The sequence below is a fragment of the Mesorhizobium sp. ES1-3 genome (assembly GCF_020164795.1).
Lineage (GTDB): Bacteria > Pseudomonadota > Alphaproteobacteria > Rhizobiales > Rhizobiaceae > Mesorhizobium.
The window spans coordinates 41,567-57,961 of the sequence record NZ_JAIUGW010000026.1 but is presented as its reverse complement, the minus strand read 5'-3'; the positions used below and the strand labels follow the sequence as shown (position 1 = coordinate 57,961).

Annotated in this window: 13 protein-coding genes and 1 pseudogene; 3 read left to right on the top strand and 11 right to left on the bottom strand. The window is 60.2% G+C overall.

From position 1 onward, the window contains the following. Positions 1–308: 308 nt before the first annotated feature. From LB536_RS26145 to LB536_RS26110, 8 genes are all read right to left on the bottom strand, one after another. Positions 309–1,040, bottom strand: coding sequence for a DUF4396 domain-containing protein (locus LB536_RS26145; RefSeq protein ID WP_140764469.1), 732 nt, complete (start codon positions 1,038–1,040; stop codon positions 309–311). 116 nt (positions 1,041–1,156) lie between these two features. Beyond that, the gene (gene cyoD, locus LB536_RS26140; protein ID WP_140764472.1) at positions 1,157–1,621 is read right to left on the bottom strand and encodes a cytochrome o ubiquinol oxidase subunit IV; all 465 of its coding nucleotides are present in this window, start codon (positions 1,619–1,621) and stop codon (positions 1,157–1,159) included. Further along, positions 1,618–2,325 carry a cytochrome (ubi)quinol oxidase subunit III gene (locus LB536_RS26135; RefSeq protein ID WP_224597700.1) on the bottom strand — a complete coding sequence of 236 codons (708 nt, stop codon included), beginning with the start codon at positions 2,323–2,325 and terminating at the stop codon, positions 1,618–1,620. Before LB536_RS26135 ends, cyoD begins: the two co-directional genes overlap by 4 nt. Continuing rightward, entirely contained in the window at positions 2,322–4,325 is a 2,004-nt protein-coding gene (gene cyoB, locus LB536_RS26130; protein WP_140764478.1) for a cytochrome o ubiquinol oxidase subunit I, read from the bottom strand. Before cyoB ends, LB536_RS26135 begins: the two co-directional genes overlap by 4 nt. After that, a complete protein-coding gene (cyoA, locus tag LB536_RS26125; protein ID WP_224597697.1) occupies positions 4,315–5,274 on the bottom strand; it encodes a ubiquinol oxidase subunit II in 960 nt (319 codons plus the stop codon). Before cyoA ends, cyoB begins: the two co-directional genes overlap by 11 nt. A gap of 225 nt (positions 5,275–5,499) precedes the next feature. Then, positions 5,500–7,596, bottom strand: a complete 2,097-nt coding sequence (locus LB536_RS26120) for a pyrroloquinoline quinone-dependent dehydrogenase (RefSeq protein WP_224597694.1) — start codon at positions 7,594–7,596, stop codon at positions 5,500–5,502. 9 nt (positions 7,597–7,605) lie between these two features. Further along, positions 7,606–7,965 (bottom strand): hypothetical protein, encoded by a 360-nt coding sequence (locus LB536_RS26115; protein ID WP_224597691.1) that lies wholly within the window; start codon positions 7,963–7,965, stop codon positions 7,606–7,608. Positions 7,966–8,360: 395 nt separating this feature from the next. After that, positions 8,361–11,720, bottom strand: coding sequence for a DEAD/DEAH box helicase (locus LB536_RS26110; RefSeq protein WP_224597686.1), 3,360 nt, complete (start codon positions 11,718–11,720; stop codon positions 8,361–8,363). Positions 11,721–11,961: 241 nt separating this feature from the next. Here LB536_RS26110 and LB536_RS26105 point away from each other — a divergent pair, with 241 nt between their 5' ends. Both LB536_RS26105 and LB536_RS26100 read left to right on the top strand, forming a co-directional pair. Continuing rightward, the gene (locus tag LB536_RS26105) at positions 11,962–12,696 is read left to right on the top strand and encodes a Crp/Fnr family transcriptional regulator (protein ID WP_140764551.1); all 735 of its coding nucleotides are present in this window, start codon (positions 11,962–11,964) and stop codon (positions 12,694–12,696) included. Between the two features lie 18 nt (positions 12,697–12,714). Beyond that, positions 12,715–12,951: a DUF6894 family protein gene (locus LB536_RS26100; RefSeq protein WP_140764490.1), complete on the top strand. Its 237-nt coding sequence runs from the start codon at positions 12,715–12,717 to the stop codon at positions 12,949–12,951. A gap of 1,399 nt (positions 12,952–14,350) precedes the next feature. Here the strand turns inward: LB536_RS26100 and LB536_RS26095 are convergent. Further along, positions 14,351–14,914: a DUF1003 domain-containing protein gene (locus LB536_RS26095; protein ID WP_411908752.1), complete on the bottom strand. Its 564-nt coding sequence runs from the start codon at positions 14,912–14,914 to the stop codon at positions 14,351–14,353. A 222-nt stretch (positions 14,915–15,136) separates the two neighbouring features. Further along, the gene (locus tag LB536_RS26090) at positions 15,137–15,568 is read right to left on the bottom strand and encodes an FAD-dependent oxidoreductase (RefSeq protein ID WP_224597684.1); all 432 of its coding nucleotides are present in this window, start codon (positions 15,566–15,568) and stop codon (positions 15,137–15,139) included. A gap of 135 nt (positions 15,569–15,703) precedes the next feature. On the opposite strand from LB536_RS26090, the pseudogene LB536_RS26085 reads away from it, so the two are divergent. Then, a pseudogene (locus tag LB536_RS26085) lies at positions 15,704–15,850 on the top strand (endonuclease/exonuclease/phosphatase family protein); the annotation flags it as partial. A 273-nt stretch (positions 15,851–16,123) separates the two neighbouring features. On the opposite strand, the gene LB536_RS26080 reads toward LB536_RS26085, so the two are convergent. Then, positions 16,124–16,366, bottom strand: a complete 243-nt coding sequence (locus LB536_RS26080; RefSeq protein ID WP_224597682.1) for a hypothetical protein — start codon at positions 16,364–16,366, stop codon at positions 16,124–16,126. Positions 16,367–16,395: the final 29 nt, after the last annotated feature.

The window sequence follows — 16,395 nt, the reverse complement described above, 5'->3', positions numbered from 1 at the left end:
CAGTCCGACGGCCGCTTTCTCTCTTGCGCATCATCCTCAACGGCGGGCACGCTGCGTCCACGCCTGAAAGCCCGAACTCACTGGCGATGACGTCATTTGGATCAAACTTTCGGACGGTCGGATTGCGGCAGTCGCCAGCTGCCCGGGGCAGCAAGGCGGCGCGGTGACCTCAGACGAAGTGCGAGACCTGCGCAAGTCGGTCGAGTCTGCCGCGAGTTCCTATCAGGTGTTCTGCATCGACATCCGCGGTCGCGAGGATCGGATCAAGCATCTGGTTGCAGCGGCAGCGGACCATGGCTTGCGCCCGCCTACATTACTTCCTTTACGCCTTTTCTGAGGAGCCACCAATTAACGGGATAACTGGTTGCAAAGCCGCCCAGCATGGCCAGTTGCATCAAAAACCAGAACTCAGGCGTGTTGGCTTCCAGCCGTGTTCCGAAGGCCGGTTCAAAAATCAAAAGCTGCCCGAGGCCCATCAGGCCGTACATGCCAACCTGCCAGGCCGTCAGCGACAGAGCGTCGGCCTTGAGCGCTTGTAGCAATCCCTGCGTCACAGACAGCTGTCGCATCGGCTTGATGGTAAAATATTGGAAAGCTATGCCCAGGACAAAGGCGAAGATGTAGTCCAGGATCCAGATCGAAATCGTTCTTTCGGCAAACAGGCTTTTCCAGCCCAGCCACAACAGGACGGTCGGGAACGCAAGCGCCAGCGTCTCGGCGATGACATCGCCCACGGTGCAGCCGGCTCCGCAATGAAAAGCAGCCTTTGCGATCGCCATCGGCGAAAGAACCGGCTTGTCGGAGCCTGCCCTTCTTGCGCCGCCCGGCCGCTCCCCTCTGGCCTTCGAACCTGACCGGCCGGCATGCAGATAGACGAAAAGAACGAAGCCGGAACCGAAGAGGGCACAGACCGGCCAAACGAGGTTCATGATCCACATCTCTCGCGGATTTCGGAACTCGTCTAGTGCTATCCAGATCGAAGATAGAACGCCGGCCAGCAACGAAAGCAGGGACACCCAATGCAGCCATTCGGGGATCATCAGTTCCTCCTTCACTGTTCTTCGGGTCGAACTGTCGATGCGTCCTGTCGTTCTCCGGTCCGCCGCATCCAGATGCCATCCAATCGTTTCGCCTCTGCGACGGTGTCTTGCTCTTATCAGCCCGCCGGACGGGCCATGGCCGACGCCAGCCGAAGGCGTACGGCAGAACAAAGGGGTAGTAAGGCAAGCTGTTGCGACTTCATCGGCGCCATGTTCTGGTCGAGATGTCCCATGATCCAGATGGAACCGAGCACTATCAGCGCGACGATCAACACTCCGAAGGCGAGGGCCAGAATGTTGTTTGTGTTGTCTGGTCCGCTCGTCAGATGCAGGAAGAAAACCAGATGCACGCCAATCTGTGCAAGGGCCAGCACGACCAGCGCGGAAATCACCGCGGGCTGGTAGATCAACTCCGTCCTGGCGGCGATGAAGGACCCCACAGTCAACAAGGCCGCGAGGCCATAGCCGAGTAGATATCCCGGCAGTCCAGCCGCGGGCTCGTTGCGCGCGATCGTCTCCTCACCGGGGGCGGTATCGCGGGTGTCCCTGGAGGCGTCGGATGAGACGGTCTCGTCTGTCATTGTGATGCTCCCAGCAGATAAACCAGGCTGAAAATGGCGACCCAGATAATGTCGAGGGCATGCCAGAAAAGGCTGAAGCAGTGGAGCCTGCGTAAGATCTCGACCCGAAAGCCCTTCACCCAAAGCTGGGCCATCATGGTTCCAAGCCACAGGATCCCAAGCCCCACATGGACGCCATGGCAGCCGACCAATGCGAAGAAGGCCGACAGGAACGCACTTCGGGCGGGACCGGCACCCTCCCCGATCATGGTGATGAATTCCTGTCCCTCGAGGAGCAGGAACAACGCGCCAAGCACGCCGGTGACCAGGAGCCACGCCTGTGTGCGGATCATCGAACGTCTTTCGACCGCCAGGGAGGCCAAGCCTGCGGTGAAGGTCGAGGTCAACAGAAGTCCGGTCTGAATGGCAACGCGTGTGAGGTCGAACAGCTGTTTGCCGGTCGGCCCGTTATCGGTTGCATTCGCTAGCACCGCGTACGAAGCGAAAAACGCCGAGAACATAATGATATCGGACAGGAGAAAGATCCAAAATCCGTAGGTGACGGTTACAAATTTCGAGGCGGGACCGCCCTCGCCGTGTCCGGTGGCACCCTGGTGTCGTGAGCGCCCTTCTCCCTGCCCGCTCGAACGGCCCAGCACGTAGGGATCGCGTCTGGCACTTCCAGCGGCGATGTCGCTGGGCATCGTGTCGGAGTGGTCACTCATGTCAGTTGTTCCCTGCGCCGCAGCCTGGCGATTTGCGCGGCCGTGCGATCGCGGTCGATCCGTTCGACCTCCTCGGCCGGGATCACGATCTCGGCCTGGTCGCGCCAGGCGAACACGACAAATGTGGCATAGGCGCCGAGGAACCCGAGGATTGACAGCCACCATATGTGCCAGATGAGTGCGAACCCAATGATCGTCGCGAAGAAGGCTGACACGAAACCCGTCGGGCTGTTCTTGGGCATGTCGATCGGCTCGTACTGCCTGTCCGTCTTTGGATCTTGGCCTTCGATCGCGTGTTGTTTCATGCTCCAATAGGGCTCCTGGTTTTCAACATGCGGCTGGTGCGCAAAGTTAAATGGAGGCGGAGGCGACGGTGTGGACCACTCCAGCGAGCGCCCGTCCCAAGGGTCGCCCGTGTCGTCGCGAAGCTGGTCACGGTCCCTGATCGACAGTAAGAGCTGAGCGATCTGGCACGCCGCTCCAACAAGCATCACCGCGACACCGGCCGCCGCGATGACGATCCACGGTACCCAGGCGTCCACCTCGATATGCTGCAACCGGCGCGTCATGCCCTGCAGACCCACCACGTAAAGCGGTGCGAAGACGAGGATGAAGCCGAGCAGCGTGAACCAGAAAGCCGCCTTGCCCCAGCCCTCGTGAAGGCGAAAGCCGAACGCCTTTGGAAACCAGAAGGTGAAGCCGGCGAACGCGCCGAAGAGAACGCCTGAGATAATCACGTTGTGGAAATGCGCCACCAGGAAGAGCGAGTTGTGAAGGACAAAGTCGGCTGGCGGGACGGCAAGCAGAACGCCGGTCATTCCGCCGATGGTGAATGTGGTGACGAAGCCAAGCGCCCAAAGCATTGGGGTGTCGAAGCGGATCTTCCCGCCATACATGGTGAAGAGCCAGTTGTAGATCTTCACCCCCGTCCCGACAGCGATCACCGAGGTGGCGATGCCGAAGGCCGTATTTACATTTGCGCCCGCGCCCATGGTGAAGAAGTGGTGCAGCCAGACCATGAAAGACACGAGACAGATGAACATCGTCGCCGTCACCATCGAGCGGTAGCCGAACAGCGGCTTCGACGAAAACGTGGAGAAGATTTCGGAGAACACACCGAAGGCGGGAAGCACCAGGATATACACTTCCGGGTGGCCCCAGGCCCAGATGAGATTGACGAACATCATCTGGTTCCCACCGGCTTCGTTGGTGAAGAAATGAAAGCCGAGGTAACGGTCGAGCGTCAGCATCGCCAGCGTTGCGGCAAGGATCGGGAAGGCAGCCACGATCAGGAGATTGGCGGCCAGCGATGTCCAGCAGAACATTGGCATGCGCAGATAGCCCATGCCCGGGGCACGCATTTTCAAGATGGTGGTAACCAGGTTCACGCCGGTCAAAAGGGTCCCGACGCCGGATATTTGGATCGCCCACAGATAGTAGTCCACACCGACCCCGGGCGAATATGCGAGCTCGGAAAGTGGCGCATAGGGCAGCCAGCCGGTACGCGCGAACTCGCCGACGACCAGGGACATGTTGACCAGGAGGGCGCCCGTCGCCGTCAGCCAGAAACTGACCGAGTTGAGGGTGGGGAAGGCCACATCACGTATTCCCAGTTGCAGCGGCACAACGAAGTTCATCAGTCCGATCATGAACGGCATCGAGGCGAAGAAGATCATGATGGTCCCGTGGGCCGAGAATATCTGATTGAAGTGCTCGGGCGGCAGGTAACCGGGTCCGTGAATCGCAAACAGCTGCTGAGTACGCATCATGATTGCGTCAACGAAGCCACGCAGCAACATCAGCATGGCAAGCACGATGTACATGACACCGATGCGCTTGTGATCGACCGACGTTATCCAGTCATGCCACAAATAAGGCCAGTATCCCTTGAGCGAGATCCAGCCCAGCACGGCGAGGCCGGCAATAAACACGATCAACGCCGCTCCAAGTGGGATCGGCTGGTCAAACGGAATGGCCGACCAGTCGAGCTTACCGAGCATCGTTCGCCTCCTCTCGTTCCTGCGGTGTTGGGCTTGCCGAACCGGTGGGCGACGGCGCTGCCTTGGGCCTGATGGCCGGCTCGCCGCCGGACTGGTTCTTGGCCCGACCGGGGCCCGGGGGCAGCGCCTGGCGCACGATGGCATCAAACAAGCCTTGTTGTGCATGACCAAACACGGACGCCGGCACTTCGGAGCCTTGTTGCGCCAGCTTGCGGTAGAGGTCCGCGTTCAAGACGCCGGTATCAGCCTTCAGGCCGGACAGGAACGCGCCATATTCCCGCGCGGGAACCGCATGCACCAGGAAATGCATGTCCGAGAAGCCGTCGCCGCTGAAATGCGCCGACTGCCCATAGTAGGTGCCCACATGGTCTGCCTGCAGGTGCAGCTCCGTCCGCATGCCATTCATGACGTAGATCATGCTGCCGAGCTGGGGTATGAAGAACGCGTTCATGACGCTGGCGGAAGTCAATGTGAAATGCACGGGCACACCAGCCGGGATGACCAGATTGTTGACGGTGGCGACTTGCTGGTCGGGATAGATGAAGAGCCATTTCCAGTCGAGCGCCACGACCTGGACGTTGAGCTGCGGCTTATCGGAGGCTATCGGCGTGCGCGGATCGAGGTGCTGTGATCCGTAGTAGATAAGCCCCCCCAGGAAGAGGATCGTCAAGGTTGGAATACCCCAGACGATCAGCTCTATGCGACCGGAGTAGACAAACTCGGGATCGTAGCGGGCTTGGCTGTTCGAGGCTCGGTATTTCCAGGCGAAAAAAAGCAAAGCAACCAATGTCGGGATCACGATTACCAGCATGATGGCCAGGGAGTTGAGCAGGATCTTGGCGTTGCCGGCCGCGATTGGTCCCTGCGGGTCCAACACCCCTCCCGAACACCCGGTCAAAATCGCCGACATGCCCAACAAGGTGGGGACGGCTCGCGAGATGCGCGCCATGGCGGCTTGGTGGCAATCGCACGTTTCCCAGGCGCGTCCTTCGACCTCGCCCCTGCGCGCCCTGCACAGCGCCATCCCTGCGCTTTGGCGGTTCCCAGCTCTCATTCGAACCAACCCTTCACGGCCTCCCGGCGTGGCCGATGTTGAATCCGCGACACGATCACAGCGCTGCAGCGCCCCCAACATGGGCTTGCCAACGGTCCCGACAAAACCGGCATTTCGTGGCTACGGCCCCGGGAGAGCGTAAGCGGCAACCTGATCACCGACCTGGTGCTTCAGAATGGTGTTGCCGCCGGCAACGAACACGACGTATTCGCGGCCGTGATATTCATACACGGCCGGATTGGCCACGGCGGGCGCCTGGACGATGTCGGACCACAGTTCCTTGCCACTGGCGAGCGAATAGGCGCGTACCTTGGCGTCCATGGAAGCGCCGATGAAGATCAGACCACTTGCCGTCACCGCGGGGCCGCCAATCGTCACGGAGCCGAGGTCTTCGGGCATATAGAAGCCCCACTTTTGCGACGCCCCCATCGGCCGGCGCCACTTGATGTCGCCGGTGGTCATGTCGAGGGCCGCGATTTCTCCAAAGGGCGGCGCCCAGCAGGGCATGCCAAGCCAATTGAGAGCGTTTCGCAGTGACATGCCGTACGGTGCGCCCTCCTGTGGATAGTAGCCCTGCTCATTGCCGGAATTGCCAGCAAGCCGCTCGTATTCGGCGCGGGGATAGAGCTTTATGGATTGGACGACGTGCGAGAAATTGACCACCGCAGTTTGGGGGTTAGGATCGAATGCGACCCCACCCCATTGCACTCCGCCCGCCGAATCCGGGTAAGCCAGCACGCCGTCGCCTTTGAGGGTGGGCGGGCTGTACATGCCACGGTACGAAAGGCTGTCCCATAACCGGCTGCACTCGCCCAGGCCGACGACATCAGCTATTCGCCAGATTGGTGGCTTTCTGGACTGGTCCAGCAGCGGCGCGGGTTTGGTCGGAAATGGCTGGGTGGGGGCGTAGACCTCCCTTTGCACGGCACCGTCTCCGGCAGGCACGGGGCGCTCCTCGATCGGCCAGACGTCTTTTCCGGTGCGCCGGTCGACCACGAACAGAAAGCCCATCTTCGTCGCCTGCATCAGGGCGGGAATCTGTTTGCCCGCAACAGTGATGTCCATGAGCGTGGGCGCCGAATTGATGTCGTAATCCCAGATGTCGTGATGAACCCACTGTCTCGACCAGACGACCTTGCCGGATTCCAGGTCCAGGGCGGTGGTGGACGTTGCAAGCGGTATCGGGTCGGTACGGTTGCCGCCCCAATAGTTCGGCGACGGGCTGGAGACTGGCAGGTACAAAAGCCCAAGTCCTTCGTCCACGGACATTGCCGTCCAGACATTGGCGGTGCCGGTGCGTCTGGCGATCCGCGACGGCAGCGCCGAAAACGACCACTGTCGCGCGCCCGTCTGCGGATCCAGCGAGAACACCGTGCCGGGAGGCGCCTCGGCATAGGCCCAATCCTTGCCGGCCCAGCCGATGATGACATGATTGCCCGCCACGGTCGGCGGCTGCAAGAGCGACAGCGGAAACTTGGCATTGACATCGTTCCACTGGTTCACGTCCAGCACGCCAGCCGAGCCGAATTTCTTGCAGAGCTGTCCGGTATCGGCGTCCAGCGCGAAGAGGTGCGCGTCCATGGTGCCGAGATACACGATCTTCTGACAGCCCTCGCCCGCAATGGGCTTCTTGCTCTCCCAGTAAGCGACGCCTCGGTTCTTGAGAGCCGGCTGTGTCAAGGCTTTCAAGGTGGTTTTGGACTCGAACTTCCACTTGATCGCCCCTGTGCCGGGATCGAGCGCCAGCACCCCGTAGAAGGGGGTCCCGATATAAAGCGTATCATTGGCGAAAATGGGGGTTGCGGACCAGACGGACGCCGGCAATGCGCCTGAGCCATCCGACATATCGCCGGTATGCACCTCCCATACCTTACGCAGCGAGCCGACGTTTCGCACGGTGATCTGGGTGAGCGGCGAATACTTTTGGCCGTTGAGTTGGCCGTGAAAGCTGTTCCAGATCGGTCCAGGCGGGATCAGCGGAATTGGCTTGGGCGCAGGCAGCGGGGCTGTTGCCGCCTCCTTCGGCGATCCTGCATCCACGGCCGAAGGATTGCTGCCCCCGCTCGTCTCTTTCGGCTGTTTAGCGGCATCCGGTATGCCGCCCGGTTGTGACTCGGGTGAATTGTTGTCATTTTGGGCAGAGACGGGATGAAGGCCAAACGCCAGCAACAGAAAGACGGCAAAGCTCAGGGCCGAGCGGAAGACAGCAGTTCTCATGGTTGTGTCCTAAGTCTTGGTCTGGCGGAAACCTAGCGTGATCAACAGTCCGGCCAGCACAACGGCAACGACCGCCACGAGCCACCAAGCGTGGAGAAAGACGGCGGCAGTGAATGTGCCGAGCGCTCCCAGAAGGCCCAAGATCCAGGCCAGGATGAAAACGGGCCCGCTATTTCTGAAGCGCAAGACGAAGCCGTCCAGCGCAAGCGCCAAGCTGGCGATGAGCACGAGCATGGCTCCGGCGGATCCGGTTACCCCGGTCAACGGGGCCGCGAAGTAATAGAAGGCGATCGCGGACGCCAGCACCGCCGCCGTGATGATGACGAGCGGCCCACTAGCGGTGACGTGCGGCAGTTGATGGGTCTTCATGATCATTCCTGCGAGGTCTTGGGATAGCCGCCCGCGGGCGTCTTGCGCCTGCGGCGAGGCAAGTTTGCTAACCTGAAGCCGGACGGTCTGTTCCAACCGCGGCTTCAAGATTTGGTGAGCGGCGGAAGCGCGCGGCTGTGCGTAGGCCTCAGCGCTGGGCGGCCCGCGCCGCACCGAGGGCGGGCACATAGGCGAGCAATTCCGATAGGAAGATTTTTCTGGGTGGCTTCAGTTACCGCCATCGGCATTCGCGTCCGTTGGAAGGCTATCGCAGCCAATTCCTTTACATCAGGCATAGCGCGATCGGTAACGGCGATCGGGTTATCACCGTGGAGACCGGACGCGCCTTCGTTATCCATCGATGTTTCCCTTGGTCGACAGTCCCTGCCTCGGCCTTAGTCGCCCGGGAACCGATCGCGCCTGGATAGTCGGCTGGCGGCCCTGGCACGCAAGGCGCCGAGCACCGCGCGGACGGCATCGATATCTGAACCGCGAGGCGGGATCGATGGCCTGAAAATCAAGCGACCGTTGCGGAACTCGAAGCCCTGTGCGTTCTTGAAGCGCCATTCGGATGCCACCGGTTTCTTACGGAAGGTGATCGCGATGGCTTCGGGCCCCACATCGATCTTGCTGACGCCCAGTTCCGCCGCGACTATGCGCAACCTGGTGAGTTCCAGAAAATCCGCGACTTCGCCGGGAATCTCTCCAAAGCGATCCTCAAGCTCTTCGCCGAATGCGTCGAGGTCCGTCTCCGAAGTCATGTGAGACAGCCTCGCATAAAGGCCGACACGCACCGTGGGCTCGCTGACGTAGCTTGCGGGAAAGGCCCCATTGCCGGGGCCGTTGATGTCGGCAAGCTGCTTGTCGGGATTGGCCCCACCTCCAGCCAGCGAGACAGCCCGCTCCAGAAAATGCTGATAAAGGCCCGCTCCGATCAGCTTCATGTGCCCGGCTTGATCTTCGCCGAAGAGGTCTCCTGCCCCGCGCAGGTCGAGGTCTCTTTGACTGATCGCGAGGCCGGAGCCAAGCCGATCGAGCGCAATCATGGTCGAAAGTCGAGCTCTTGTGCCTTCGGCCAGTTCGACGCCAGGCTCGGTCAGAAGAAAGGCAATGGCCTGCACCGCTCCCCTTCCGACTCGGCCGCGAAGCTGGTGCAACTGTGCCAGACCGAATCTGTCCGCCCGCCAGATCAGGATGGTGTTGGCCCGCGGTACGTCGAGGCCGCTCTCGATGATGTCTGTGCTCAACAGCACGTCGCCGTCACCGTCAGCGAATCCCACCATGATTTCGTCTAGCCGTCTCCCTTTCATTGCGCCATGCGCCGTCTTGACCGCGAGTTCCGGCACCAGTCTGTTTAGCTGCTGGCGAACCGGATCGATGTCTTCGATGCGCGGAACCACTAGGAAGCTCTGTCCGCCCCGGCGAAATTCGCGCAAAAGGGCGGCTCTAGCCGAAGCTGGATCGAAGGGCGCCAGGATCGTGCGGACGGGGCGTCTTTTGGCGGGCGGAGAGTTGAGGACGCTGACCTCCTGGACACCCGACATCGCCGATTGTAGCGTCCGCGGTATCGGGGTGGCGCTCATGCTCAGCGTATGAAGGCGGGGCGCCATGTTCCGCAGCGCCTGCTTCAACTTGACGCCGAACCGGTGCTCCTCGTCGATCACCAGCAGTCCCAGATTGGCGAAGATGACGCTCTTGGCAGCCAGGGCTTGCGTACCCACAACCACGGCGAGCTGGCCGCTCCGCAGCCGCTCCTTGACCGTTCTCGCCTCCGCCACTCCGATCATTCTTGAAAGGTGGGCGACCTCGAGGCCAGTTCCCGCAAATCGGCGGCTGAACGTCTCGTAGTGCTGCCGTGCCAAGACCGTTGTCGGCGCTATTACCGCAACCTGTTTCCCACAGAGGGCTGCGGCGGCGCAGGCACGCAGGGCCACTTCAGTCTTGCCGAAACCGACATCGCCGCAGACAAGCCGGTTCATTGTTCTCCCAGACGACAGGTCGTCGAGCACGTCGTGGATGGCGGCAGCCTGGTCGGGAGTCTCCGTATAGGGAAATTTCGCCGCAAACCGGGCCAGGTCCTGGCGGGAAGGTTTTATGATCTCGGCTGGCTGGCTGGACCTGGCCTTGGCAAGGCCCACCAGGCCCCTGGCTAGCCTGTCGATCTCGCGCAACGCAGCCTTGCGTCGGCTGAGCCACCCGTCGCTGTTCAAGCGATCGAGCGGCACCGCACCGGGCTCCGACCCGTAGCGCCATATAAGCCCAAACTCATCGACCGGAACCAGCAAGGAAGCTCCGCCATCGTATTCCAGCCTGACGACATCCTGTTGTTGCCCGGCCAAGTCGACCTGTTCGACCGCCACGAGCACGGCCAGGCCATGGTCCTCATGGACGACGACATCGCCAATGCGCAACTCGGGTTCGAGCAGGCTGGCCGCGCTGCCGTTTGCCTTCAAGGCAGGACCAAATAGGTCGGTCGCCGTCACCACCGCGACACAGGATTGCTCGTCGACAAACCCGTCGTCGATGACGAATTCAGCCTTGAGAAGAGAGCCGCTTTCGGCCGAACGGATTTGCGGCCAGTCCGCCGCCGCTTCCATGCGCCGGCCAAGCTTCCGATCGAGCAGACGATCCGCTCGGTGCAGTTCAGGGGCCTCTCCCGTGAACACCACGCTGACGCCCGACCTTGTCTGCCTTTCGACGAACTCGGCGAATTGATCCCGGGATCGCGCTTGCTGATAGAATTTGGCAACTCGGGTGGCCGAAACAGTAGCATTTGTTCTGCAGTGTTTTCGAACTACGGCGTCCCATTCCCCACGCGACAGGTAAAACGGTGCCGGCAGGGGCTTTTCTGGCCCGGTAACCTCTCGCCTGGCACGACGTGCGTCTTCGATCAGGTCCAGGAACCGATCGAGCGGCGGGCCCTCGAGACCTTCTGGCAAGGAGACACAGGCGCTGGATGCCAGATCCAATACTGATGGCATACCGACATACAAGGCGACAAGGCGATCTTCCATCGACGTCGCGCGCATGGCCGCCAACTCGGGATGGTTCCCCGCTTCAAAAATCAGTTCGGACGCCGGTCCAACCGTGATCGACTCACGCGGTCGTTCGCTAAGCTGGCTGATCGGGTCGTATGTCCTGAGTTCTCGGATGCGGCTATCCGGACCGAGGACGACGCGAACGGGGTGATCGGCGCCGGCGGGAAAAATATCCATGAGGTCGCCCCGAAAGGCTATCTCTCCCGGTTCATCGACTCTCTCGTCGACACCGTATCCGACCGCCTCGGCTCTCGTTCGGAAATCATCCGGGTCGAACCTTTGTCCGGGCTCCAGGATTGTGAAGCCGCTGGCGATGACTGGTGCGGGGGGCACTCGCTGCAGAGTGGTCTCGATCGACAGAACCACGACGCGCGCACGTTTGGGCTCGCTTGCGATCTCACGGAGCGCGCAAAGCCTCCGCCCCATATTGGCGCGTGTCGGCCACACCCTGTCGTAAGGCAGACAGTCCCATGAGGGCAGGAAGATGATGTCCGCGCTCGGCAGAAACTGATGCAAAGCCCCGGCGATTTCTTCGGCGCTGCGTTCCGAGGCGGTGATATGGACCAGATGTTTGTTCGGACCCTCCTCCAGCGAGTCGGCCAGCGCCGCCGCAATTGCCGCAGAAGGCGGGACGCCCTGTTCTCCCGGACGTTTTCGGTCATTCGACGGATGATCGGCCTCCTCGATAGTTTCCGTCCGCGAAATCGGTCTGTTCACTGAAACCTCACCTTGCACCCAGTGGTGAACGTCAGCGGAGCAACCCTGTTCCTGTGGTGCGCATTGAAGGGGCCAGGCAGTGGAGGCGCGTACGATTGATCGCGTTCCGTCAAACAGATCCTAAGTGGAAGCGCAGAACTGGGACCCCACGCGACGGTAGCCGGCTCGGAAGCCTTCACCGCTATCCGGAACTTTTGGCATGGATAAAAGTTCGGTAGGCAAAATCAGCTAGGTGGCCATTTTGTCTCCCACTTCATCCTCGGATGTACTTGTCCGCAAGCTTCAGACCATCTCGGAGATTCGAGAGGCTGAAATTGCGATTTTGAAAAGCATACCGATCCAGGAGAAGGATTTTTCGGCCAATTACGACCTGGTGCGGGAGGGCGACCATCCCGTTTACTCGTTTGTGGTTCTGGATGGTTTGGTCGGCTCCACCAAATACACCGGCGATGGAAAGCGACAGATCACATCTTTCTTCGTCGCCGGGGACATTCCGGATCTGCACGGGCTGCATCTGTCTGTCATGGATTGCAATTTCTCGACCCTGACGCCAGCCCGAATGGGCTTCATGCGACACGACGTTCTACGCAACCTTTGCGACCAGCACCCTCGCATCGCTACCGCTTTCTGGCGGTCGACGCTGATCGACGCCGCAATATACAGGGAGTGGGTTACCAATGTAGGGAGACGGGAGGCTTATCCCCGCATGGCTCACATTCTGTGCGAACTCATCTTTCGCTTGCGATCGGTCGGACGCATTCAGGATCACGTTGCGGATATTCCCATCACCCAGGCAGCCCTTGGCGATGCATTGGGGTTGTCAACGGTTCACGTCAACCGAACGCTTCAGGAATTACGACGTGAAGGCCTCATCGCCACCACGGGGTCGCGAGTGCATGCAACCGACTGGCCCGGCCTCACCCATGCAGGAGATTTCGACACGACCTACCTGCACCAAAAGAACCCCGCAGCTTAGTTGTGACGGAAGCTCTCGATGGCACGTTTTTTCTTCGACAGCGGCGATCGCGATATAGTCTTGCAGGATGAGATAGGTGTCGAATGCGGTGGCATCGAAGAGATCCGCCGCGTCGGATTCGAGGGCCTTGTCGATCTGACGAGAGATGCATTGAAAAGCGTCGACGGAGAGCAATTATTTGTCGAGGTGCGTGACGAAAATGGCGACAAGATTCTGCGGTTGAGCCTCTCACTTGAGATCAGATTGATGAGATGAATTCAAACCCGATGTCCGCACCGCGCCGCGGTTGCTCAACCGCTACTGTTTGTATGCATGAAAGGGAACCATCAGCGGCCCGCCAAGTTCGAACCCACGGACAAGCTCGGGTTCCAACATGGAAGAAATCGGCAAGCCGCAACAGAAGGCAATAGCCCGTCTTATACGTCAGTGGATTTCGTCGGACGCCAGCCGTCGCCAGCTTCGCCAGTTGCTGGATCTGCCGACTGATGCGGACATGCCCCGCGAGCATCGCTCACGGCTTGACGAACTCGACCGAAAGCTCGACGAGCTTGCCTGCAGGAAGACAAATCCAACTGGCACTCTATCGCGACGTGTACTTTCCAGGACGGTCACGAGGCGGAAGCTCTGAAGACGGAGACTAGTCCTCACCTTCCCAGGGGTTGTCGGGAAAGCTGTTCAAGTTCGTTCTCGTCCGTGATCCCGGCTTGATAATAAGCCAGGATGCGATGCGCGCTGTTCTCGCTCGGTTTCGGTCTCGTTTTTGAGATTGCTGCGTGCAAGGACGCGGCTCAGTACGGCAAGTTCTGTTGGGGTGAAGGCATCTCTATGCATCGCATCTCAACTCCCGCGCCATCCGCTTCGGACGGGGCCGAGGCGGCCTGAAGCTGTTGATACCAGCCTCTGATGCCGGAGAACAAGGATTGTACAACAAGCATTGTCCGGCGCGCGCCCTAACGCTGGACGGCAAAGAATTTCCTCACGTCTTCGTAGAACGAAGCACAAAGCCAAATCGACCGGAGTAAGCCGCTTAGTGAACAGTCAGAGCCAAGGTCCGATCCCGGGGTGTGAGGTTCCAGACCTTGGTGCGCCTTTACAAATTGAGAAAAACCGCGCTGTCCCCACTGATACCTGGCATTGTCGAGTTGGACCTCCATAATGCCGAGCGACCTCCACCCCGAACCGGATGTCGGTGAGCACGGCCTCGAACCTCTTGGGATTAGGCCGAATGCAGCCAGCGCCTCGGCCGCTTTTTCGCTGTCGACCTGGAAGCCAGGTTCTCCAAAGCTGACCCGAGGTCGAGCAGGATCATCGTCCCATCTTCGACGATCAGAACAGCGCCATCGCTCATCGGGATTTCCCCAAGTCGCACGACCACGACTTCGGCGTCAACTTGGTTCCATCTGACACGCATCGGTCTTTTGTTAGCTGAATTCGAAGCCTTACCCGCCGCAGGTTCGCGACGGAGCCACGAAAGCCCGCCTCGGGCAAGGCCGAGGCGGGCTGAAGCTGCTTTGTCAGCCTCAAGGCCCAGACAATGATGGAGGATTGCAGGCCTGCAACCGAACCTTGAACTGCAGCGAATGTTCCTCGCGGTGAGCTCTCGTTGGATCAGTCTCTGCGGCGCCCCACCCGACCCGGGCATTGTCGTTTTCGCTCAAGGTTCCTCCTGATCTCCGGAAGCTTGCTGGATTTGCGTCATCACCTGCCGGGGATCGACATTCTCGGCCAGTTGCGGCAGCTCCTCGTCGGCGGGTGTCGAAACCTTAAGACGCTCCGTCAACGCAGCCACCATTTCGATGAGCCGGGTGGTTTCATGCTCGTTGAGAAGGCTGATCTGCAGGTCCAGCTCCGCTCGGCGTTCGCTGTGTTCAGACATTCTGTTCTGATTGATGAGCACGAAAGTGGACAGGAAGATTGCCTCGACCGAGGCGGCCATGGCCAGGATTACGAAAGTCGGATCCCAAGCTGGGACGGCGGGAATCGCGCCAAGGTTCGCTACAATCCAGACGACAAGAATTGCAAGGTGCAAATAGACAAAGGTCATGCTTCCCGCGAAGCGCGAAATGGCGCCTGCAATTCGCACCTGAACGTCTTCGTGCTCCTCCTGTTGTCGCCTGTCGTCGACCAGCGCCTGTATGTTCTGGTGAAGCACCGACTGCATGTCGGCTGGAGGTTGGTCGGTCATGTCAAAGTCCGGCTGCAGGCCGTCAATCTCCATCACACACCCGTCCGCCCGGCCGGCAAGCGCCCGTTTGGCGCGAACGTGATTGATCCGGCAAGTGCCGCCAATGCGGCAAGAAGCAGCACGGTCGAGAGCTTCGGTCCATCTCCGTCGAACGCCATGTCAGTGCCTGCGAGGAACTGTCTTGCTCGGTGCCCGCCGTGCCCAACCTTCGGGATGACAGCTTGTTCCCCAGACAAAGACAATGCTTGATACCGCTCAAACGGCAGGGAGGGTAAGCTCTCTATGGACATGTGACGCAGCGATCGCAGCCTGTCCAAAGGCGACGGCTATCTGGTTCAGCGCTTTTACAACATCACCGATGGCGTACATGCCGTCGACGGAAGTCCGCTGGTGCTCATCGACGGTGACGTAGCCCTCCTCGCGACATCTCGCGCCGACAGCAAGGGCGAGTTGGGAGCGCACCTTGCACCCCAATGCCGCGAAAACTGCATCGAAGCGGCATATCGCTCCACCTTTCAAAATCGCCGCACAACCGTCAGCAGCCGGGCTGTACCTGTCGAGAGTGTGATGGATGGCTATTCCTCTTTCGCCGGCCGCACGACGCGTGCTGGTTGAAAAGTCCGATGCGTGGGTCGCCAGCATCGCGACATGTGGTGTGAATCGACTGAGGAAAATGGCCTCTTGCAAGGCACTGTCACCATGCCTTCAGCCGCCACGGACGGGCTGCAGGCAATGAATGAGGATCTGAGGCCGCGCAACACGGGATTGCCGAACTCGCCAACGGAGAGCGCCATTTATGAACAGGTCGCCTTAAAGCTTCTGATGACCCGAGTCGCGACCTTGAACGTGAACGGCGTCAACGGTCGATTGCCGGTTCTGCTCAAATGGCTGAGCGAAACGCACTACGACATCGTTTGTCTTCAGGAATTAAAGACATCGGACGAAAGATTTCCAGCCGATGCCATCAGGAACGGCGAGCTCGACTCGCCCCGGTGACTTAAGAAATCCGGGCTCGAGCCGGACCTCATGACGTACGTTCGTCGCTCCTTTGGACCGTTCCGATTCCCCTGAAGCGGCGACCAGATCGAAATCCAGGTGTGACAACGAGATAAGTCGCCTCGTCGTAGATTTTCGTCACCCAACTGGTCGGGCCCGCGCCATCTACATCTCCGCAAGCATGGCTTCCTGGCTGAACGCTTCGCCTCTCTGGGGGCCAGACCGTGCGCACCTGACCGTCGGAAGTCAGGCTGCGTTGCTGCCTTCCATTTTCCAGTCGCCCTGACAACGCGCGCGCACGGCAATCATCAGCATGGCCGAATCCGTCATGCCATTCTGGAAAAGCCTGATCAGTTCTCTCGCGATGGAATGGGCCGCCGAGGCGTCCGGCAGAATGGCAAACTCCTGGCACATCGTGTCGAAGACCGCACGGAGCGTATCCAGGTCGTTCGGGTAGAGGGTGTCCGTGCGAATTGTGCGGTCAAGCATCAAACATCTCCAAACGAGCGAGAGCGCGT

Coding starts and splice junctions, on each gene's coding strand:
- LB536_RS26145 (WP_140764469.1), bottom strand. CDS start 1,040: ATGATCCCCGAATGGCTGCATTGGGTGTCCCTGCTTTCGTTGCTGGCC.
- cyoD (WP_140764472.1), bottom strand. CDS start 1,621: ATGACAGACGAGACCGTCTCATCCGACGCCTCCAGGGACACCCGCGAT.
- LB536_RS26135 (WP_224597700.1), bottom strand. CDS start 2,325: ATGAGTGACCACTCCGACACGATGCCCAGCGACATCGCCGCTGGAAGT.
- cyoB (WP_140764478.1), bottom strand. CDS start 4,325: ATGCTCGGTAAGCTCGACTGGTCGGCCATTCCGTTTGACCAGCCGATC.
- cyoA (WP_224597697.1), bottom strand. CDS start 5,274: ATGGCGCGCATCTCGCGAGCCGTCCCCACCTTGTTGGGCATGTCGGCG.
- LB536_RS26120 (WP_224597694.1), bottom strand. CDS start 7,596: ATGAGAACTGCTGTCTTCCGCTCGGCCCTGAGCTTTGCCGTCTTTCTG.
- LB536_RS26115 (WP_224597691.1), bottom strand. CDS start 7,965: ATGAAGACCCATCAACTGCCGCACGTCACCGCTAGTGGGCCGCTCGTC.
- LB536_RS26100 (WP_140764490.1), top strand. CDS start 12,715: ATGGCACGTTTTTTCTTCGACAGCGGCGATCGCGATATAGTCTTGCAG.
- LB536_RS26095 (WP_411908752.1), bottom strand. CDS start 14,914: ATGGAGATTGACGGCCTGCAGCCGGACTTTGACATGACCGACCAACCT.
- LB536_RS26080 (WP_224597682.1), bottom strand. CDS start 16,366: ATGCTTGACCGCACAATTCGCACGGACACCCTCTACCCGAACGACCTG.